This window comes from Microbacterium sp. M4A5_1d, from assembly GCF_053345465.1.
In genome coordinates, this window is the sequence record NZ_JBKFAD010000002.1 from 548818 (window position 1) to 568598 (window position 19781).

A 19781-nucleotide genomic window follows, 5' to 3' on the forward strand; every position below is an offset into this window, starting at 1 on the left:
GCCCGCCGGATTAGCGTGGAGACGTGGCACGGATCGGTGGTCGGAATGTCGTCTTCGCGTGGATCGTCGGGGTCCTCTGCGCGGGCGTCATTGGGGTGCTGGCAGTGCTGACCGTGCCGCTCGTGTCGACGGGCATGGGACTGCTCGGCGGCAGCGGAGCGGGCGCCGGCGGTGAGGCCGCTGCGGCGGACGGCCCGCAGGAGTGTCGGGATCTGTACCCCGAGGCGCTCTGGGTGACCCTCCAGTACGCCCCCGGCGCGAAGCTCGAGCAGTCGCAGGACGCCCCCGTGTCGACCGCCGTGGCCCTCGTCGAGGCGCTCGCGCCCGAGGTGCGCTTCACCTGCAGCTGGACCTCCGACGCGGGGTCGATCTCGACCACGGTCGGAGCGGTGGGGACGGATGCCGGTTCGATCGCGGCATCCGCGCTGCCCGCTCAGGGCTTCACGTGCGACGAGCGCGGCGCGCGCACGCTCTGCTCGCGCACCGCCGGCGACCTCGTCGAGACGATCGAGGCAGGGGGAGGGCGCTGGGTGTCGACGTCGCAGTCGGCGTGGCATCCCGAGCAGTACGCCAGCCGGGTCGGAAACGCGGTCTTCACGTCGGGCGATTGACCTCGTTGCGCGCCCGGTCGCCCCGGGTCGTGCGACCCCTCAGGGAGCGGGTGTGGGCGCCCCCGCCGGCCACACCGAGGCGATGATGCCGGTCGTGTACCCCTCGGGGGCGAGGTGCGAGAACTGGGTGTCGATGAGCACGCCGTCGCGGAAGAAGAGCGTCCGTCCGTCGGTGACGGGGTAGCGCGCGTTCTGCCAGGTCTTCTCGCAGCGCACGCCGCCCGCCGGCTCGTAGCAGGTGAACCCGATCTCGGTGAGCTCGTTGAAGAAGTCGATCACCGGGTTGCGCTCGGCGTAGGCGATCGTGGTCTCGATCTTCGCGGTGTCGGCGGCCGGGTCGGCCCAGACGCAGCGCAGCGACCCGTCCGGAAGCGACCCGCTCTCACCGAAGGCCGCGTCGTTCAGCGGCACCGACGCGAGCGCGGCGCGTGCGGGGGCGCCCAGGATGCCGGCGCAGTCGCGGGGGAGGACCGTCGTCGAGACGACAGAGCCGGATGCCGTCGGCGGCGGGCCGCCCGCTTCGGCGGAGACCGTCATGGCCGGGGTCGGGCTGGGGGCATCTGCGGACGCGCTCGTATCGGGTGCCGGCCCGGCGGCGGTCCCCGGTTCCGGGGCGCATCCCGCGAGCAGTGCGGCCGCGATGAGGAGAGCGGCCGGCGCGAGGCGGGGAAGGGCGCGCGAGGTCATGGCACGACGATACGTCCGCCCGCACGCACGGGTGCGCAGACACGTCGGCACGCCTGCGCGGCACGCCCGCATCGCCGGGATATCCTCGCCTCTGCGGCGGCACCGGCCACCGCGTGAGGAGCACATCGCATGAGCGACCCCAAGTACGGCGAGCCGGTCGAAGAGCCGAAGCCGGTGGACGACGTCGTGGGCAGCGCCCGGGCCGGGCTCGCCGACGCCGAGGCGTCGCGCGATGCGGTCTCGGCCGACGACTGGGATGCCGCCTACGCCGGTTCCGGAACTCTCCCCGAGCGGTCCGCGAGCGCCGACGCCTCGACCGACCGACCCGTCGCCGACGGAGCGACCTCCGACGCGGATGCCGCTCGGATCGATGCCGCCGCAGCGCGCGACGAGCGCACCGACACCGTCGGCTCATCGTCGGACGATGCGTGGAACTCGCCGAGCGAGTGGGACACCCCGCGCGACGCCGAGGCGGATGCTGCGGCGACGACTGACCGGGATGCCGCCGCGGGCGGGGCAGCAGGCGCCGCCGCCGCTACGACCGCCGCGGGCGGAGCAGCCGCGAGCGACACCGCCACGCGCGCCTACCGTGCCGATGACACCGACGCCGGCGCCACGCGCACCGTGAGCGCGAGCGAGCCCGTCGCCGAGACGCCGGCGGCTGCGGCCCCGAGCCCGCAGCCGATCTTCGTCCAGGCCCCCGAGGCGCCGACTCCGCGGGGCAACCGTGGAGCGGCCGGCGCCATCGGCCTCCTGGCGGCCATCGCCTTCGCGCTGATCTACCTCGGCGCGGCCCTGGGCATCGACGCCGTACGCGGCGAGGTGACGACGGCCAACATCGGCGATCAGGCCCTCGCAGCCGCCACCTCGTGGTGGTTCTGGGTTCCCGTCGTGGTGTTCTTCCTCGCCTTCTGGATCCTGGGCGCGTTCATCAACCGCGGCCGCTGGGGCCTGTGGGTCCTCCTCGGACTCCTCGTGGGCCTCGCGTCATACGCGGGGCACATCGCCGGACAGCTCTTCCAGGCGCCGTTCTGGACGATCGCCCCGAGCCAGGCCCTGACCATCGTCGGAGAGCAGGCGTTCGCGCCGCTCGCACTCGTCGCTCTGGTCGCGGGTCGCGAGCTGACGATCTGGTTCGGCGCGTGGGTCGCCGCCCGCGGACGCCGAGTCACCGAGCTCAACGCCGAGGCGCAGCGCGAGTACGAGCGCACCCTCGAGGCGGGGCCTCAGCTGCACCGCTACTGATGTCCACCCCCTCCGGCGGGATGCGCCCCGGGCTCGCCACCGCATTCGCGGTCGTGGGCTTCGGGGCGCTCGCCATCTGCGGCCTCGGCATCCTGAGCCTGGTGACCGGCCAGGACGTCGTCGCCGTCCGCGGTCTCGGGCCGATCCCGGGCGCCGTCGGCTTCGGCGCCGCGGTCATCGCGATCGCTGCCACGCTGGCCACCGTGCTGCGGGTGCCGCGCCCCTCGTACGCGATCTCGGTTCCGGTGGGCATCGTCGCGCTGCTGTCGTACCTCGCCGGCATGGTCGTGGCCGCGCTGCTCGTCGGGGTCGACGCGGCGCGAGCCCTGGCCGCGGCCGGCGGTTTCGCGGTCTCCTGGTTCGGCGTGCTCCTCGTCGCCGCGGCGGCGATCTCGGGCTGGACGGCCGTCGCGCTGGTCCGCACGCGCGCGACGCCGCCACGGTGGGCCTGGGAACGCGACGAGGACGAATGACGCGAAATCCCGGACCGACCGGCTCGGATCGGTCACAATAGGCCCGTGGAGCGGTCGCTCGAGACCCAGGTCAGCCAGGCGGTGGATGCCTGGCTGCGATGGCTGCCGCGCTGGCAGCCCGCGACGCACCGAGGGCGCATCGCTCCCTGCCGTCGCTGCATCGGTTCGCCGGTGCTCTCGGCGGTGGGTCTCGGGTCGGACGTCCCGCACGGCGTGCAGCACGGACTCTCCACACGCATGAAGGCGATCGTGGATGCCGCCGTCGCCGAGTACACCTCGCGCAACCTGCCGATGCTGCAGGCCGAGCTCGACCAGCAGGCCGCACGCAACCGCGCGCGTACGTACCGGCCCTCCGAAGGGCTCGAGCCCGAGTTCGACGGCCTGCCGCTCGATCCGGAACCGGTGGCCGGGGCGCCGTTCCTCTTCACCATCTCCGGCCTCGCGCAGGAGTCCGACGACGCCGTGCCCGAACTGCCGCCGCTCAGCAGCGAGGCGAAAGCCGCCCTGCGGCAGGAGGTCGGTCTCGCCGACGACTACGCCAACATGATCGGGCGCGAGGTCTGCGCGGTGCTGCTGCACCACCGGCTGCGCGTGCAGGCCGCCGTCGCCCAGCATGTCGAGCCCCAGATCGAGGCGATGCTCGCCGAGCTCACGCGGTCGCTCGATGCGCCCTTCGAGCCCGGCGCGGAGCGGGGTGGTGAACCGTGACGGCGGTGACGGGGCGTCGCGGGCCCTATCGTGGGATGCGATGACCACCTCCGGCAACGAATCGCTCCTCATCCTGCTCGTCGTCCTCTCGACGGTGCTGGGTGCGGTCCTCTATGTCTGGACGGCGCTGGCGCTGGCCGGGCTCTTCCGCAAGACCGACGAGGAGCCGTGGCAGGGGTGGGTGCCGCTGCTGAACATCGCGGTGGTGCTGCGCATCGGCGGCTTCAGCCCGTGGCTCGTCCTCATCGGCCTCGTCCCGGTGCTCGGGCCGCTCGCGGTGTACGTGCTGCTGGTGATGGCGGCGCACCGCATCGGCCGCGGCTTCGGCGCCGGTCCCGGCATGACGGTGCTCGCCGCACTGCTCTTCGTCGTGTGGGCCAGCATCCTCGGTCTCGGTCCCGCCCGCTGGCGGGGCGAGCAGGCCGCCGAGGTCACGGCGCCGCCGTGGGTCTTCACCCCGCCGCTGTCCGAGTCGGAGCCGCAGCGCGACCCGCAGTTCCGCCCGGCCCGCTCTCCCGAGCCGGCGGCGCCCCCGACGCTGGCGAGCCCGACCCTGTCGGCACGTCACTTCAGCCCCGAGCCGCATGCCGCCAGCGGTGAGGCCGATGCGGCCGCCGTACCCGAGCGCGAAGAGGCGCCGACCGACCTGCAGCCGTCGCCGTGGGCGCCGCCGTCGCCGTTCGCCCCCGCCGCGTCCACCCCCGCCGCGTCCACCCCCGACGTTTCCGCGCCGGCACCCGATCGCAGCCGGTCGGCGACCGAGCCCGCCGCCGAGCCGGCCGCTCCGGACGTTCACCCGGTCGAGCCGGAACCCGTGGCCGCCGAGCCCGCCGCGGCATCCTCTCCTGAGCAGCAGCCCGACGACGCCCCGGCGCAGCCCGAGGCCCGGCCCGCGTTCTCGGAGCCGGCCCCGAGAGAGGCGCGCGAGCCGATCCTGCGCGAACCCGCCCCGCAGGTCGAGACGCGGCCCGATGAGGATGCCGCCATCCGCGACGCGGACGCCGACGAAGACGGATCCGACGACGCGCGCTGGCCGTCCGAGATCGACGACGTCTCGGCGATCTCGCCGTCGCCGTTCCCGTCGCGGGCGGCATCCGATCGTCCCGGTGTGGTCCCGTCGTTCGCCGACCCCGACTCCGCGTCCGGCTTCGGGGCGGGTCGCCGCACCTGGGATGCCGTCTCGGCGACGCCGATCGCCCGCCGCGCCTTCGCGCGCACGCCCGACGAGTTCCCGGAGCTGTCCGACGAGGTCTCCGCGGTCGCGAGCGCTCCGGCGGCGGGGGCTCCGCGGACGGCCGAAGCGGCGGTCCCCGCCCAGCTGCGCCGCGCCGAGGTCTCCGACGACGGCGACATCGACCACACCGTCGTCGTCGCTCGGCGCCGGGTGTACTGGCAGTTGGTGCTGCCCGACGGGGAGATCGCACCGCTCACCGGTGACGTCGCGATCGTCGGGCGTCAGCCCGCGCCCGACCCCGCCTACCCGCGTGCCCAGCTCGTGGCCATCGAGGACCGCACGCGCACCGTCTCCAAGACGCACGCCCGTCTCGAACTGCGCTCGGGGCTGTGGCACATCACCGACCTGCACTCGACGAACGGCGTCGTGCTGACGAACTTCCTCGGCACCGAGATCGAGCTCGAGCCCGGGTCGGACGCGCCGGCGGGCGAGCGCTTCCTCCTCGGCGACGCCGAACTGCGCATCGAACGGCCCGGAGCCTGACGCCGATACCACCGGCTCGCATCGGCGTTTGCCCGCCTCGCCGGAGAGGCGTATCATTGATCGGGTGTGCGCTCGTGCGCGCCCTGCGTCGTGCCTCGGTCCGATGATCAGGTCGAAGCGGAGCACGCGAATCGGGATCGTTCTGCGAACAGGACGCCCCCACGGCATATCCACCCTTCGAAAACGCAGCATTCGTGACGCGCCGGTGGATCTGTGGTGAAACCACGACGCTGTCACCGTGCAGCACTACAAGGAGAGAACGTGCCAACCATTCAGCAGTTGGTTCGCAAGGGTCGCTCGCCGAAGGTCACCAAGACCAAGGCGCCCGCTCTGAAGGCGAACCCCCAGCAGGCGGGTGTCTGCACCCGCGTGTACACGACCACGCCCAAGAAGCCGAACTCGGCCATGCGCAAGGTCGCCCGTGTCAAGCTCCGCAACGGCACCGAGGTCACCGCCTACATCCCCGGCGAGGGCCACAACCTGCAGGAGCACTCGCTCGTGCTCGTCCGCGGCGGTCGTGTGAAGGACCTCCCCGGTGTCCGCTACAAGATCGTCCGCGGTGCGCTCGACACCCAGGCCGTCAAGAACCGTAAGCAGGCTCGCAGCCGCTACGGCGCGAAGAAGGGTTGAGTTAGATGCCTCGTAAGGGACCCGCACCCCGCCGCGTCGTCGTCAACGACCCGGTCTACGGTGCTCCGATCGTCACGCAGCTCGTCAACAAGATCCTCGTCGACGGCAAGAAGTCGATCGCCGAGTCGATCGTCTACACCGCCCTCAAGGGTGTCGAGGCCAAGAACGGCCAGGACGCCGTCGCGACGCTGAAGAAGGCGCTCGACAACGTCCGTCCGACCCTCGAGGTCAAGAGCCGCCGCGTCGGTGGCTCGACCTACCAGGTGCCCGTCGAGGTCAAGCCGCACCGCGCGAACACGCTCGCGCTGCGCTGGCTCGTCTCGTACGCCAAGGGCCGTCGTGAGAAGACGATGACCGAGCGCCTGCAGAACGAGATCCTCGACGCCTCGAACGGCCTCGGTGCCGCGGTCAAGCGCCGCGAAGACACCCACAAGATGGCCGAGTCGAACCGCGCCTTCGCGCACTACCGCTGGTAAACAGCTTCTCGGCGCCGGCCGGGGAAACCTCCCCGGCCGGCGCTCCCGACCAAACGTAAGGAACAGCCCGTGGCACAAGAAGTGCTCACCGACCTCAACAAGGTCCGCAATATCGGCATCATGGCGCACATCGATGCCGGCAAGACGACGACGACCGAGCGCATCCTGTTCTACACGGGCGTCAACCACAAGCTCGGCGAGACGCACGACGGCGCCTCGACCACCGACTGGATGGAGCAGGAGAAGGAGCGCGGCATCACGATCACGTCTGCCGCCGTGACCTGCTTCTGGAACAAGAACCAGATCAACATCATCGACACCCCCGGCCACGTCGACTTCACGGTCGAGGTCGAGCGTTCGCTGCGCGTCCTCGACGGCGCGGTGGCGGTCTTCGACGGCAAGGAGGGCGTCGAGCCCCAGTCCGAGACCGTCTGGCGTCAGGCCGACAAGTACGACGTCCCGCGCATCTGCTTCGTCAACAAGATGGACAAGCTGGGCGCCGACTTCTACTTCACCGTCGACACCATCGTCAGCCGCCTGGGCGCCAAGCCGCTCGTGCTGCAGCTCCCGATCGGCGCCGAGAACGACTTCGTGGGCGTCATCGACCTCGTCGAGATGCGCGCGCTGGTCTGGCCCGGCGACGCCAAGGGTGACGTGACCATGGGCGCGAAGTACGAGATCCAGGAGATCCCGGCCGACCTCGCCGACAAGGCCGCCGAGTACCGTCAGCGCCTCCTCGAGACCGTCGCCGAGTCCGACGACGCGCTGCTCGAGAAGTTCTTCGGTGGCGAGGAGCTCAGCGTCGCCGAGATCAAGGGCGCCATCCGCAAGCTCACCGTCGCCGGCGAGCTGTACCCGGTGCTCTGCGGCTCCGCGTTCAAGAACCGCGGTGTGCAGCCCATGCTCGACGCGGTCGTCGACTTCCTCCCGTCGCCCCTCGACGTGCCCGCCATCGAGGCGCACGACCCGAAGGACGAAGAGAAGATCATCGAGCGTCACCCCGACGCCAACGACCCGTTCGCCGCGCTGGCCTTCAAGGTCGCGGTGCACCCGTTCTTCGGTCGCCTCACCTACGTCCGCGTCTACTCGGGTCACCTCGACTCGGGTGCGCAGGTCATCAACTCGACCAAGGGCAAGAAGGAGCGCATCGGGAAGATCTTCCAGATGCACGCCAACAAGGAGAACCCGGTCGACTCGCTCACCGCGGGCAACATCTACGCCGTCATCGGCCTGAAGGACACCACCACCGGTGACACCCTCGCCGACCCGGCCGAGCCCGTCGTCCTCGAGTCGATGACGTTCCCCGAGCCCGTCATCGAGGTCGCGATCGAGCCGAAGACCAAGGCCGACCAGGAGAAGCTGGGCGTCGCCATCCAGAAGCTCGCCGAAGAGGACCCGACGTTCCGCACCGAGCTCAACCCCGAGACGGGTCAGACCGTCATCAAGGGCATGGGCGAGCTGCACCTCGACATCCTCGTCGACCGCATGAAGCGCGAGTTCCGCGTCGAGGCGAACGTCGGCAAGCCGCAGGTCGCGTACCGCGAGACGATCAAGAAGGCCGTCGAGCGTCACGACTACACCCACAAGAAGCAGACCGGTGGTTCGGGTCAGTTCGCGAAGATCCAGTTCGCGATCGAGCCGCTCGAGGTCACGGCCGACAAGACGTACGAGTTCGAGAACAAGGTCACCGGTGGCCGCATCCCGCGCGAGTACATCGAGCCGACCAACCAGGGCTTCCAGGACGCGATGAACGTCGGCGTGCTCGCCGGCTACCCCATCGTGGGTGTCAAGGCGATCCTCATCGACGGCGCGTCGCACGACGTCGACTCGTCCGAGATGGCGTTCAAGATCGCCGGCTCGATGGGCTTCAAGGAGGCGCTGCGCAAGGCCAACCCGGTCATCCTCGAGCCCTTGATGGCTGTCGAGGTGCGTACGCCCGAGGAGTACATGGGCGACGTCATCGGCGACCTGAACTCGCGTCGTGGCCAGATCCAGTCGATGGAGGACGGCTCGGGCATCAAGATCGTCCGCGCTCTCGTCCCCCTGTCGGAGATGTTCGGCTACATCGGCGACCTGCGCTCGAAGACTTCGGGCCGCGCGGTCTACTCGATGGAGTTCGACAGCTACTCCGAGGTCCCGCGCGCGGTGGCCGACGAGATCGTCCAGAAGAACAAGGGCGAGTAAGCCCTCGGGATGCCGGGGGCCCAGGCTCCCGGCATCCACTCAAACTGAATATCGACCTCTCTACTAGAGTGAAAACATCCCCGTAGAGAACCGGTCGCAATCCAGCGCCCGGAGATCTACAACGACAGTCCTGAGGAGGACCCAGTGGCTAAGGCCAAGTTCGAGCGGACCAAGCCGCACGTCAACATCGGAACCATCGGTCACGTCGACCACGGCAAGACGACGCTCACCGCGGCGATCTCGAAGGTGCTCGCCGACAAGTACCCGTCGGCCACCAACGTGCAGCGTGACTTCGCGTCCATCGACTCGGCGCCCGAAGAGCGTCAGCGTGGTATCACGATCAACATCTCGCACGTCGAGTACGAGACCCCCAAGCGTCACTACGCTCACGTCGACGCCCCGGGTCACGCTGACTACATCAAGAACATGATCACCGGTGCCGCTCAGATGGACGGCGCGATCCTCGTGGTCGCCGCCACCGACGGCCCGATGGCTCAGACCCGCGAGCACGTCCTGCTCGCCAAGCAGGTCGGCGTTCCCTACCTGCTGGTCGCGCTCAACAAGTCGGACATGGTCGACGACGAGGAGATCCTGGAGCTCGTCGAGCTCGAGGTTCGCGAGCTCCTGTCGTCGCAGGACTTCGACGGCGACAACGCTCCTGTCGTCCGCGTCTCGGGCCTGAAGGCTCTCGAGGGCGACGAGAAGTGGGTCAACGCGATCGTCGAGCTCATGGACGCCGTCGACGAGTCGATCCCCGACCCGGTGCGTGACAAGGACAAGCCGTTCCTCATGCCCGTCGAGGACGTCTTCACGATCACCGGTCGTGGAACCGTCGTCACGGGCCGCGCCGAGCGCGGCACCCTCGCCATCAACTCCGAGGTCGAGATCGTCGGCATCCGCCCGACGCAGAAGACCACGGTCACCGGTATCGAGATGTTCCACAAGCAGCTCGACGAGGCCTGGGCCGGCGAGAACTGTGGTCTGCTCCTCCGCGGCACCAAGCGTGACGACGTCGAGCGTGGCCAGGTCGTCGTGAAGCCGGGTTCGGTTACCCCGCACACCAACTTCGAGGGCACTGCCTACATCCTCTCGAAGGAGGAGGGTGGCCGTCACAACCCCTTCTACACGAACTACCGCCCGCAGTTCTACTTCCGCACCACGGACGTCACCGGCGTCATCTCGCTGCCCGAGGGCACCGAGATGGTCATGCCCGGTGACACCACCGACATGTCGGTCGAGCTCATCCAGCCGATCGCCATGGAAGAGGGCCTCGGCTTCGCGATCCGTGAGGGTGGCCGCACCGTCGGCGCCGGCACGGTGACCAAGATCATCAAGTAAGTCTCGCGACTTCCTTCGTGGAACCCCTCGGACCTTCGGGTCCGGGGGGTTTCGTCGTTTCCGCAAGCTGTTGACGTTGTGTGCCGCCACGCGCTCTCATAGCGGGATACGACCCGACGAAAGGACGATCATGGGCGTCGACGACATCATCAACAAGGGCAAGCAGATGTTCGAACAGAACCGCGACAAGATCGAGGAAGCGCTCAAGAGCGAGAAGGCCGAGGAGGTCAGCGACAAGTTCCTCCAGGGTGCGGCGGATGCCGTGAAGAAGGTCGTCCCGGAGCAGCACCATGGCAAGGTCGACGAGGTCCGCGAGAACGTCGACAAGAACATCGGCAACCAGTAGGCCGAGCGCCGAGAACGCACCGCCTCCGCGAGAGCGCACCGTGAACGGTGCGTGGTCGCGGGGTCGGTGCGTTCTCGCGTTCGGGGCGGTGGTTCCTCCCCAGGACGGGCGGGGGCGGGAGTGCGCACGGGGAGCAGGGGGGGGCGCGGATGCGGGGGCGGCGCGGGCGGCATCGTGGGGGAGTGACCGAATACGCTGACCTCATCTTCCGGTGCGATGCGCGCCGTCGCGGCGAGACGTCCACGCTCGAACGGGCCGTCGGTGACGGAGAGCTCGTGCGCGTCCGGCGGGGCGTCTACGTCGCGGCGGCGCGCTGGGCGGCCGCGCGACCGGAGGAGCGGATGCGGCTGCGCGCGCACGCCCTCGCCGCTGTCGCGACCCGCGAGCCGGTCTTCTCGCACACGACGGCGGCCGCGCTGCACGGACTGCCGGTCCACCGAGGCGACGTTTCCCGGGTGCATACGCTCGCGCTCGGTCCGGCGCCCGCGCCGAGTCGCAGCGACGTCGTGCGCCACCGGCACGAGGTCGCGGACGCCGACGTCTCGCGCATCGGTGCGTTGCAGGCGACGAACCTCGCGCGCACGCTGTTCGACGTGCTCTGCGCCGAGAGTGCCGAGACCGCGACGGCAGCGATGGACGCGGCGCTGCGAGCGGCGGCGTGGCGCGGCAACGGCGCCTACGACCCCGCCGCCGCCGCAGCGCTCGTCGCCGATGTGACTGCTCGCATCGAGCAGGCGCCCGGTGCCCGCGGCATCCGCAGTGCGCGGTTCGTCGCCTCGATCGCCGACGGGCGGGCACAGCTGCCGGGCGAGAGCATCAGCCGGCTGTGGATGCTGCAGCTGGGCGCTGCGGAACCGGTGCTCCAGCATCCCGTCGCGATCGGCGATGGGCAGTGGGCGTTCCTCGACTTCGCGTGGCCTCGGCTGCGGAGGTTCGGTGAGTTCGACGGCGACGGCAAGTACCTCGACCCGGCGTTGACGGCCGGACGCTCGCCCCGCGACGTGTTGCGCGCCCAGCGCGAGCGCGAGAGCCGCGTCGTCGCGGCGACCGGCTGGACCCCGGTGCGCTGGGGCTGGGAGCGCCTGGCATCCCGCCCGACGTTCGCCGCGTTCCTCCGCGCCCACGGTCTCCTGCGTTGAGCGCGATCCGTCGCTCCGAGGACGCACCGTCGCCGCGAGGGTGCACCATAGAAGGTGCGTGTTCGCGGGGAGGGTGCGTGCTCGGCGGCCCGCCGCCACGGTGCGGGACGCAGGGCGGATATCGCGACACGCCCGGGTTTGCGACACGCCCGGGCGGCACGTAGACTATTCAGGTTCCACATTCCGACGGGTGCCCAGCATCCCGGATCACTGTCACGACAGTGCATAGGCGGCGCGAAGCGCAGAGTCCTAGGCCGCGGGCAGATGAACATCGAACCCCACACCGACCTGGAGACAGGATGCGCGCGTGCGCGCACGGTGCGGAACCGCAGGGAGACCCGCGGGTTTGACATCAGAACAGTGGTGCAGCATCACCGCCCCGGCGGTGAGAAGTGCCCGGCGCAGACCGCGCCACCGGGCGTCCAATGCGCTCGCGACCAGCGAGACGTAAGACGCGATAAAGAGAGTGAGCAGACAAATGGCGGGACAGAAGATCCGCATTCGCCTGAAGTCGTACGACCACGAGGTCATCGACACCTCGGCACGCAAGATCGTCGACACCGTGACCCGTGCGGGCGCGACTGTCGTCGGACCCGTGCCGCTGCCGACCGAGAAGAACGTCGTGTGCGTCATCCGGTCGCCCCACAAGTACAAGGACAGCCGCGAGCACTTCGAGATGCGCACCCACAAGCGTCTGATCGACATCGTCGACCCGACGCCCAAGGCTGTCGACTCGCTCATGCGACTCGACCTCCCGGCCGACGTCAACATCGAGATCAAGCTCTGAGGTTCGACATGGCTGACATCAACTCCAAGGTTTCCAAGGGCCTCCTCGGCACCAAGCTCGGCATGACCCAGGTCTGGAACGAGCAGGGCAAGCTCGTCCCCGTCACGGTCATCGAGATCGCGCCGAACGTGGTCACCCAGGTCCGTACGCCCGAGAAGGACGGCTACTCGGCCGTCCAGATCGCTGCCGGCCAGATCGACCCCCGCAAGGTCAACAAGCCCCTCACGGCCCACTTCGAGGCCGCCGGCGTGACCCCCCGTCGCCACCTCACCGAGGTGCGCACGGCGGATGCCGCTGACTACTCACTCGGTCAGGAGCTCACCGCCGGTGACACGTTCGAGGCCGGTCAGCTGGTCGACGTCGTCGGCACCAGCAAGGGCAAGGGCACCGCGGGTGTCATGAAGCGCCACAACTTCAAGGGCGTCTCGGCCTCGCACGGTGCGCACCGCAACCACCGCAAGCCCGGTTCCATCGGTGCCTCGTCGACGCCCAGCCGCGTCTTCAAGGGCATGCGCATGGCCGGCCGCATGGGTGGCGAGCGCGTGACCGTCCTCAACCTCACGGTGCACGCCGTCGACGCCGAGAAGGGTCTGCTGCTCGTCAAGGGCGCCGTCCCCGGTGCACGCGGCCGCATCGTCTACGTCCGCAACGCTGTGAAGGGTGCCTGATCATGGCTGACTCGACTCTCGCGCTCGACGTCCGGAGCGCCTCCGGCAAGAAGGCCGGCTCCGTGGAGCTGCCCGCCGCGCTCTTCGACGTCAAGACCAACGTTCCCCTCATCCACCAGGTCGTCGTCGCGCAGCTCGCGGCGGCTCGCCAGGGCACCCACTCGACCAAGCGTCGCGGTGAGGTCTCGGGCGCCGGCCGCAAGCCCTTCAAGCAGAAGGGCACGGGTAACGCCCGTCAGGGCTCGATCCGCGCGCCGCACATGACCGGTGGTGGCATCGTGCACGGCCCCAAGCCGCGCAACTACTCGCAGCGCACCCCCAAGAAGATGGTCGCCGCCGCACTCCTCGGAGCGCTCAGCGACCGTGCTCGCGGCCAGCGTCTGCACATCGTCGACTCGTTCGGTGTCGAGGGCACGCCCTCGACCAAGGCTGCCGCGGCGGTTCTGACCGGCCTCGGCGCCACGAAGAACGTCCTCGTGGTCATCGAGCGCGGTGACGAGATCACCGTCAAGAGCGTGCGCAACCTCGCGTACGTCCACGTGCTGACGTTCGACCAGCTCAACGCCTACGACGTGCTCGTCTCGGACGACCTCGTCTTCACCAAGGCCGCCTACGACGCGTTCGTCGCGTCCAAGGCCGGCGCCACCGAGGAGGTCTCGGCATGACCGCCGTCAACAAGGACCCGCGCGACATCATCCTGAAGCCGGTCGTCTCCGAGAAGAGCTACGGGCTCATCGACGAGGGCAAGTACACGTTCCTCGTGGACCCCCGTGCGTCGAAGACCGAGATCAAGCTCGCGATCGAGAAGATCTTCGGCGTCAAGGTCGCAGCGGTCAACACGCTCAACCGCGCGGGCAAGTCCCGTCGCACCCGCTTCGGCACCGGCAAGCGCAAGGACACCAAGCGCGCCATCGTCACCCTGAAGTCGGGCACCATCGACATCTTCACGGCAGTCGGCTGACGGTCGGGATAGAGGACAACGAACATGGCTATTCGCAAGTACAAGCCCACGACCCCGGGTCGCCGCGGTTCGTCGGTGGCCGACTTCGCCGAGATCACCCGATCGACGCCCGAGAAGTCGCTCCTCCGCCCGATCGCCAAGACCGGTGGCCGTAACAACCAGGGCCGCATCACGACGCGTCACATCGGTGGTGGCCACAAGCGCCAGTACCGCGTGATCGACTTCCGTCGCAACGACAAGGACGGCGTCAACGCCAAGGTCGCTCACATCGAGTACGACCCCAACCGCACCGCGCGCATCGCGCTGCTGCACTACTTCGACGGCGAGAAGCGCTACATCATCGCCCCGAACAAGCTCCAGCAGGGCGACATCGTCGAGTCGGGTGCCGGCGCCGACATCAAGCCCGGCAACAACCTGCCGCTGCGCAACATCCCGACCGGTACGGTCATCCACGCCATCGAGCTCCGTCCCGGCGGCGGCGCGAAGATGGCTCGCTCGGCCGGCGCCAGCGTGCGTCTGGTCGCGAAGGACGGCCCCTACGCCCAGCTGCGTCTGCCCTCGGGCGAGATCCGCAACGTCGATGCGCGCTGCCGCGCGACCATCGGCGAGGTCGGCAACGCCGAGCAGTCGAACATCAACTGGGGCAAGGCCGGCCGCAAGCGCTGGAAGGGCGTTCGCCCGACGGTTCGTGGTGTCGCCATGAACCCGGTCGACCACCCGCACGGTGGTGGTGAGGGCAAGACGTCCGGTGGACGTCACCCCGTCACTCCCTGGGGTCAGGCTGAGGGTCGCACCCGCCACCCCAACAAGGAGAGCGACAAGTACATCGTCCGCCGTCGCAACGCCGGCAAGAAGCGCAAGTAGGAGTAGAGGAAGATGCCTCGCAGCCTGAAGAAGGGCCCCTTCGTCGACGAGCACCTGCTTCGCAAGGTGGTCGCGCAGAACGAAGCCGGCTCCAAGAACGTCATCAAGACCTGGTCGCGCCGTTCGATGATCATCCCGGCCATGCTCGGCCACACGATCGCCGTGCACGACGGACGCAAGCACATCCCCGTGTTCGTGTCCGAGACCATGGTCGGCCACAAGCTGGGCGAATTCGCGCCCACCCGCACCTTCCGCGGCCACGTGAAGGACGACAAGAAGGGCCGCCGCCGCTGACGCGGGGGCAGTTCCAGAGAGGACAGAGGAGGAGAGACATGGTGGAATCCACCGCGCGCGTGAAGCACATCCGCGTGACCCCTCAGAAGGCTCGTCGTGTCGTCGCGCTCATCAAGGGCAAGCAGGCTCAGGAGGCACTCGCCATCCTGAAGTTCGCCCCGCAGAGCGCCAGCGAGCCGATTTACAAGCTCGTCGCCTCGGCCGTCGCGAACGCTCGCGTCAAGGCCGACAAGGACAACGAGTTCCTGGACGATGCAGACCTGTACGTGAAGAACGCGTACGTCGACGAGGGCACGACGCTCAAGCGTTTCCAGCCCCGCGCCCAGGGTCGTGCCTTCCAGATCAAGAAGCGCACGAGCCACATCACGGTCGTGCTGTCGACGCCGGAGAACGCGGATGCCGCGGCCGCCGGTACGAGCAAGAAGGCGAGCAAGTAATGGGACAGAAAGTCAACCCGTACGGCTTCCGCCTCGGCATCACCACGGACCACGTGTCGCGTTGGTTCTCGGACTCGACCAAGCCGGGCCAGCGTTACGCCGACTACGTCGCCGAGGACATCAAGATCCGTCGTCTGCTGACCACGTCGCTCGACCGCGCCGGCGTCAGCAACATCGAGATCGAGCGCACCCGTGACCGCGTCCGCGTCGACATCCACACCGCCCGCCCGGGCATCGTGATCGGTCGTCGTGGCGCCGAGGCCGAGCGCATCCGCGCCGACCTCGAGAAGCTCACCGGCAAGCAGATCCAGCTCAACATCCTCGAGGTCAAGAACCCCGAGGCCGACGCCCAGCTCGTCGCGCAGGGCATCGCCGAGCAGCTCTCCGCTCGTGTGGCTTTCCGCCGCGCGATGCGCAAGGGTCTGCAGGGTGCTCAGCGCGCCGGTGCCAAGGGCATCCGGATCCAGGTCTCGGGCCGCCTCGGCGGCGCGGAGATGAGCCGCTCGGAGTTCTACCGCGAGGGCCGCGTGCCCCTGCACACGCTCCGCGCGAACATCGACTACGGCTTCTACGAGGCCAAGACCACCTTCGGCCGCATCGGCGTGAAGGTCTGGATCTACAAGGGCGACCTGACGGCCAAGGAGCTCGCTCGCGAGCAGGCCAACGCGCCGAAGACCTCGCGCGGTCGCGACGACCGCGGTGACCGCCGTCGCGGTCCCCGCAACGAGGCCCCCGTGGCAGAAGGAGCGTCGGCCTGATGCTTATCCCCCGCAAGGTCAAGTACCGCAAGCAGCACCACCCCAAGCGCGATGGCCAGGCCACCGGCGGCACGAAGGTCTCCTTCGGCGAGTTCGGTATCCAGGCACTCACGCCCGCTTACGTGACCAACCGTCAGATCGAGTCCGCTCGTATCGCCATGACGCGTCACATCAAGCGTGGCGGCAAGGTGTGGATCAACGTCTACCCCGACCGTCCGCTCACCAAGAAGCCCGCCGAGACCCGCATGGGTTCGGGTAAGGGCTCGCCGGAGTGGTGGGTCGCCAACGTCAAGCCGGGTCGCGTCCTCTTCGAGGTCGCCGGAGTCAACGAGGAGCTCGCTCGCGAGGCCCTGACCCGTGCCATTCACAAGCTGCCGCTGAAGGCACGCATCATCAAGCGCGAGGAGGGCGACGCGTAATGGCTGTCGGCACCAAGACGCTCGCCCCGAGCGAGCTCGACACGTTCGAAGACCAGCGCCTCGTCGAGGAGCTGCGCAAGGCCAAGGAAGAGCTGTTCAACCTGCGCTTCCAGTCGGCCACCGGCCAGCTCGAGAGCCACGGCCGCATCCGTGCGGTCAAGCGCGACATCGCGCGGCTCTACACGGTGATCCGCGAGCGCGAGCTCGGCATTCGTGCCACGCCCGTCGCGGAGGCGCCGAAGGCGAAGAAGACCAAGGCCAAGAAGGCGGATGACGCCACCGAGGCCGCGAAGGAAGAGACCGAGTAATGGCTACCGACAAGAACGCCGCTGAGGCTGTCGCCGAGGGCCACGAGCACGGCGAGCACGACGTCCGCGACCCGCAGGCCCGCGGTTACCGCAAGGCTCGTCGCGGCTACGTCGTGAGCGACAAGATGGACAAGACGATCGTCGTCGAGGTCGAGGACCGCGTGAAGCACCCGCTCTACGGCAAGGTCATCCGCCGCACGTCGAAGGTCAAGGCCCACGACGAGGCCAACACCGCCGGCATCGGCGACCTCGTCCTCATCAACGAGACTCGCCCGCTGAGCGCCACCAAGCGCTGGCGTCTGGTCGAGGTCCTCGAGAAGGCGAAGTGATCTCATGATTCAGACCGAATCCCGCCTCAAGGTCGCCGACAACACCGGCGCCAAGGAGCTGCTCACCATCCGCGTGCTCGGCGGCTCCGCCCGCCGGTACGCCGGACTGGGCGACATCATCGTCGCCACCGTCAAGGACGCGATCCCCGGTGGCAACGTCAAGAAGGGTGATGTCGTCAAGGCCGTCATCGTCCGCACCGTCAAGCAGACGCGCCGTCCCGACGGCTCGTACATCAAGTTCGACGAGAACGCCGCCGTCATCCTGAAGAACGACGGGGAGCCCCGCGGCACCCGCATCTTCGGACCGGTCGGTCGTGAGCTTCGCGACAAGAAGTTCATGAAGATCGTCTCGCTCGCCCCGGAGGTCATCTGATCATGGCGAACATCAAGAAGGGTGACCTGGTTCAGGTCATCACGGGCGCCAAGCCCGAGCGCGGCGGCGACCGTGGCAAGCAGGGCAAGGTCCTCGAGGTCCTCGTCGAGCAGAACCGCGTCATCGTCGAGGGCGTGAACTACGTCACCAAGCACACCCGCGTCGGCCAGACGCAGCGTGGCACCAAGACGGGCGGCATCGAGACCTTCGAGGCCCCCATCCACATCTCGAACGTCCAGGTCGTCGACCCCGAGACGAAGAAGCCGACCCGCGTCGGCCACCGCGTCGAGGAGAAGACGAAGGACGGCGTGAAGCGCACCGTCCGCGTGCGTTACGCGAAGAAGAGCGGCAAGGACCTCTGAATATGAGCAGCACCACTGCCGCGGCGGCTGGCAAGATCCAGCCCCGCCTGAAGCAGAAGTACCAGAGCGAGATCAAGAAGGCTCTGCAGGAAGAGTTCGGCTACGCCAACGTCATGCAGATCCCCGGTCTCGTGAAGGTCGTCGTGAACACCGGTGTCGGCGAGGCAGCTCGCGACAGCAAGGTGATCGACGGCGCCGTGGACGACCTGACGAAGATCACGGGTCAGAAGCCGATCGTCACGAAGGCCCGCAAGTCCATCGCGCAGTTCAAGCTGCGCGAGGGCCAGGCCATCGGTGCGCACGTCACCCTCCGCGGTGACCGTGCGTGGGAGTTCATCGACCGTCTCGTGAACCTCGCGCTGCCCCGCATCCGCGACTTCCGCGGTCTGTCGCCCAAGCAGTTCGACGGTCACGGCAACTACACCTTCGGTCTGCAGGAGCAGGCGGTCTTCCACGAGATCAACCAGGACCGGATCGACCGCGTCCGTGGTTTCGACATCACGATCGTCACCACGGCGAAGTCGGATGACGAGGGACGCTCGCTGCTCCGCCAGCTCGGCTTCCCGTTCAAGTCGGACGACGCCCAGGCGTAATCCGGTACAATCGATCGTTCGGCCTCGGGGCATGCTCCGGGGCCGAACGACTGCACAACTGAATATGGACATTCATCGAAGGTCGCCTGTCGTGTAACGGCAGTCGAAACCTCATGATCGAAGGAACACACCTATGACGATGACAGACCCGGTCGCAGATATGCTGACCCGTCTGCGCAACGCGAACTCGGCGCACCACGACTCCGTGTCGCTGCCGAGCTCGAAGCTCAAGACCAACATCGCCGAGATCCTCAAGCAGGAGGGCTACATCTCCGGCTGGGAGGTCACCGATGCCCGCGTCGGCCAGACCCTCACCATGACGCTGAAGTACGGCCCCAACCGCGAGCGGTCGATCGCCGGCATCAAGCGCGTCTCCAAGCCCGGTCTCCGCGTGTACGCGAAGTCGACCGAGCTGCCCACGGTCCTCGGTGGCCTGGGTGTCGCGATTCTGTCCACCTCCTCTGGCCTCCTCACGGACCGCCAGGCCGACTCGAAGGGCGTCGGCGGGGAAGTCCTCGCCTACGTGTGGTGATCTGATGTCGCGTATTGGACGTCTCCCCATCGACATCCCTGCCGGTGTGACCGTCGAGGTCACCGGACAGGACGTCCTCGTCACGGGCCCCAAGGGCGAGCTGCGACTGACCGTCGCCAAGCCCATCGAGGCCAAGGTCGAGGAGAACCAGGTTCTCGTCACCCGTCCGGATGACGAGCGCGAGTCGCGTGCCCTGCACGGCCTGACCCGCACCCTGATCAACAACAACATCATCGGCGTGACCCAGGGCTACACCAAGGGTCTCGAGGTCGTCGGCACCGGTTACCGCGTCGCTCAGAAGGGCTCGTCCGTCGAGTTCGCTCTCGGCTTCTCGCACCCCGTCACCGTCGAGGCACCCGCCGGCATCACCCTGACCGTCGAGGGCAACAACAAGCTCACGGTCAGCGGCATCGACAAGCAGGCGGTCGGCGAGACCGCGGCCAACATCCGCAAGATCCGCAAGCCCGAGCCCTACAAGGGCAAGGGTGTGCGGTACGCGGGCGAGGTCGTCCGCCGCAAGGCCGGAAAGGCTGGTAAGTAAG

28 protein-coding genes are annotated in these 19781 nt (G+C 68.6%); 27 read left to right on the forward strand and 1 reads right to left on the reverse strand.

Features of this window, described 5'->3' with window-relative positions:
• Positions 1–23: 23 nt before the first annotated feature.
• Entirely contained in the window at positions 24–611 is a 588-nt protein-coding gene (locus ACLBWJ_RS10845; RefSeq protein WP_112617782.1) for a hypothetical protein, read from the forward strand.
• 39 nt (positions 612–650) lie between these two features.
• On the opposite strand, the gene ACLBWJ_RS10850 is transcribed toward ACLBWJ_RS10845, so the two are convergent.
• Positions 651–1298: a hypothetical protein gene (locus ACLBWJ_RS10850; protein ID WP_447660287.1), complete on the reverse strand. Its 648-nt coding sequence runs from the start codon at positions 1296–1298 to the stop codon at positions 651–653.
• Between the two features lie 129 nt (positions 1299–1427).
• On the opposite strand from ACLBWJ_RS10850, the gene ACLBWJ_RS10855 reads away from it, so the two are divergent.
• The 26 genes from ACLBWJ_RS10855 (at position 1428) to rplF (ending at position 19780) form a co-directional block, all read left to right on the forward strand.
• A complete protein-coding gene (locus ACLBWJ_RS10855) occupies positions 1428–2543 on the forward strand; it encodes an ABC transporter (RefSeq protein WP_282501558.1) in 1116 nt (371 codons plus the stop codon).
• Positions 2543–3016 (forward strand): hypothetical protein, encoded by a 474-nt coding sequence (locus tag ACLBWJ_RS10860; RefSeq protein ID WP_447660288.1) that lies wholly within the window; start codon positions 2543–2545, stop codon positions 3014–3016. The genes ACLBWJ_RS10855 and ACLBWJ_RS10860 overlap by 1 nt, the downstream gene beginning before the upstream one ends.
• 45 nt (positions 3017–3061) lie before the next feature.
• Positions 3062–3724 (forward strand): spermidine/putrescine ABC transporter substrate-binding protein, encoded by a 663-nt coding sequence (locus ACLBWJ_RS10865; RefSeq protein ID WP_112617786.1) that lies wholly within the window; start codon positions 3062–3064, stop codon positions 3722–3724.
• Positions 3725–3764: 40 nt separating this feature from the next.
• Entirely contained in the window at positions 3765–5441 is a 1677-nt protein-coding gene (locus ACLBWJ_RS10870; RefSeq protein WP_274179226.1) for a DUF5684 domain-containing protein, read from the forward strand.
• 261 nt (positions 5442–5702) lie between these two features.
• Positions 5703–6071 carry a 30S ribosomal protein S12 gene (gene rpsL, locus ACLBWJ_RS10875; RefSeq protein WP_018187369.1) on the forward strand — a complete coding sequence of 123 codons (369 nt, stop codon included), beginning with the start codon at positions 5703–5705 and terminating at the stop codon, positions 6069–6071.
• 5 nt (positions 6072–6076) lie between these two features.
• Complete coding sequence (gene rpsG / locus ACLBWJ_RS10880; RefSeq protein ID WP_023954027.1) at positions 6077–6547, forward strand: 30S ribosomal protein S7; 471 nt, start codon at positions 6077–6079, stop codon at positions 6545–6547.
• Between the two features lie 69 nt (positions 6548–6616).
• On the forward strand, positions 6617–8731 hold the full coding sequence (gene fusA, locus ACLBWJ_RS10885; protein WP_112617787.1) for an elongation factor G: 2115 nt from the start codon (positions 6617–6619) through the stop codon (positions 8729–8731).
• 144 nt (positions 8732–8875) lie between these two features.
• The gene (gene tuf, locus ACLBWJ_RS10890; protein ID WP_023954029.1) at positions 8876–10069 is read left to right on the forward strand and encodes an elongation factor Tu; all 1194 of its coding nucleotides are present in this window, start codon (positions 8876–8878) and stop codon (positions 10067–10069) included.
• 130 nt (positions 10070–10199) lie between these two features.
• Positions 10200–10415, forward strand: a complete 216-nt coding sequence (locus ACLBWJ_RS10895) for an Rv0909 family putative TA system antitoxin (protein WP_023954031.1) — start codon at positions 10200–10202, stop codon at positions 10413–10415.
• A gap of 182 nt (positions 10416–10597) precedes the next feature.
• Positions 10598–11554: a hypothetical protein gene (locus tag ACLBWJ_RS10900; RefSeq protein ID WP_447660289.1), complete on the forward strand. Its 957-nt coding sequence runs from the start codon at positions 10598–10600 to the stop codon at positions 11552–11554.
• Between the two features lie 478 nt (positions 11555–12032).
• Positions 12033–12341, forward strand: a complete 309-nt coding sequence (gene rpsJ, locus ACLBWJ_RS10905) for a 30S ribosomal protein S10 (protein ID WP_017201594.1) — start codon at positions 12033–12035, stop codon at positions 12339–12341.
• An 8-nt stretch (positions 12342–12349) separates the two neighbouring features.
• Positions 12350–13009 (forward strand): 50S ribosomal protein L3, encoded by a 660-nt coding sequence (rplC, locus tag ACLBWJ_RS10910; RefSeq protein ID WP_023954036.1) that lies wholly within the window; start codon positions 12350–12352, stop codon positions 13007–13009.
• A gap of 2 nt (positions 13010–13011) precedes the next feature.
• Positions 13012–13674 carry a 50S ribosomal protein L4 gene (gene rplD / locus ACLBWJ_RS10915; protein ID WP_023954038.1) on the forward strand — a complete coding sequence of 221 codons (663 nt, stop codon included), beginning with the start codon at positions 13012–13014 and terminating at the stop codon, positions 13672–13674.
• A complete protein-coding gene (gene rplW / locus ACLBWJ_RS10920; RefSeq protein ID WP_023954040.1) occupies positions 13671–13970 on the forward strand; it encodes a 50S ribosomal protein L23 in 300 nt (99 codons plus the stop codon). The genes rplD and rplW overlap by 4 nt, the downstream gene beginning before the upstream one ends.
• Before the next feature lie 24 nt (positions 13971–13994).
• Complete coding sequence (gene rplB / locus ACLBWJ_RS10925; protein WP_023954042.1) at positions 13995–14834, forward strand: 50S ribosomal protein L2; 840 nt, start codon at positions 13995–13997, stop codon at positions 14832–14834.
• A 12-nt stretch (positions 14835–14846) separates the two neighbouring features.
• A complete protein-coding gene (gene rpsS / locus ACLBWJ_RS10930; protein WP_023954043.1) occupies positions 14847–15128 on the forward strand; it encodes a 30S ribosomal protein S19 in 282 nt (93 codons plus the stop codon).
• A 38-nt stretch (positions 15129–15166) separates the two neighbouring features.
• The gene (gene rplV / locus ACLBWJ_RS10935) at positions 15167–15565 is read left to right on the forward strand and encodes a 50S ribosomal protein L22 (RefSeq protein ID WP_036304774.1); all 399 of its coding nucleotides are present in this window, start codon (positions 15167–15169) and stop codon (positions 15563–15565) included.
• Entirely contained in the window at positions 15565–16323 is a 759-nt protein-coding gene (rpsC, locus tag ACLBWJ_RS10940) for a 30S ribosomal protein S3 (protein ID WP_023954045.1), read from the forward strand. Before rplV ends, rpsC begins: the two co-directional genes overlap by 1 nt.
• Complete coding sequence (gene rplP, locus ACLBWJ_RS10945; RefSeq protein ID WP_023954047.1) at positions 16323–16742, forward strand: 50S ribosomal protein L16; 420 nt, start codon at positions 16323–16325, stop codon at positions 16740–16742. The genes rpsC and rplP overlap by 1 nt, the downstream gene beginning before the upstream one ends.
• Entirely contained in the window at positions 16742–17050 is a 309-nt protein-coding gene (gene rpmC, locus ACLBWJ_RS10950) for a 50S ribosomal protein L29 (RefSeq protein ID WP_023954048.1), read from the forward strand. Before rplP ends, rpmC begins: the two co-directional genes overlap by 1 nt.
• Positions 17050–17379, forward strand: coding sequence for a 30S ribosomal protein S17 (rpsQ, locus tag ACLBWJ_RS10955; protein WP_023954049.1), 330 nt, complete (start codon positions 17050–17052; stop codon positions 17377–17379). The genes rpmC and rpsQ overlap by 1 nt, the downstream gene beginning before the upstream one ends.
• 4 nt (positions 17380–17383) lie before the next feature.
• The gene (rplN, locus tag ACLBWJ_RS10960) at positions 17384–17752 is read left to right on the forward strand and encodes a 50S ribosomal protein L14 (RefSeq protein WP_023954050.1); all 369 of its coding nucleotides are present in this window, start codon (positions 17384–17386) and stop codon (positions 17750–17752) included.
• Between the two features lie 2 nt (positions 17753–17754).
• Positions 17755–18114, forward strand: a complete 360-nt coding sequence (rplX, locus tag ACLBWJ_RS10965) for a 50S ribosomal protein L24 (protein ID WP_112617789.1) — start codon at positions 17755–17757, stop codon at positions 18112–18114.
• Between the two features lie 2 nt (positions 18115–18116).
• Complete coding sequence (gene rplE / locus ACLBWJ_RS10970) at positions 18117–18707, forward strand: 50S ribosomal protein L5 (protein WP_112617790.1); 591 nt, start codon at positions 18117–18119, stop codon at positions 18705–18707.
• Positions 18708–18840: 133 nt separating this feature from the next.
• The gene (gene rpsH, locus ACLBWJ_RS10975) at positions 18841–19239 is read left to right on the forward strand and encodes a 30S ribosomal protein S8 (protein ID WP_112617791.1); all 399 of its coding nucleotides are present in this window, start codon (positions 18841–18843) and stop codon (positions 19237–19239) included.
• A gap of 4 nt (positions 19240–19243) precedes the next feature.
• A complete protein-coding gene (gene rplF / locus ACLBWJ_RS10980; RefSeq protein WP_112617792.1) occupies positions 19244–19780 on the forward strand; it encodes a 50S ribosomal protein L6 in 537 nt (178 codons plus the stop codon).
• Position 19781: the final 1 nt, after the last annotated feature.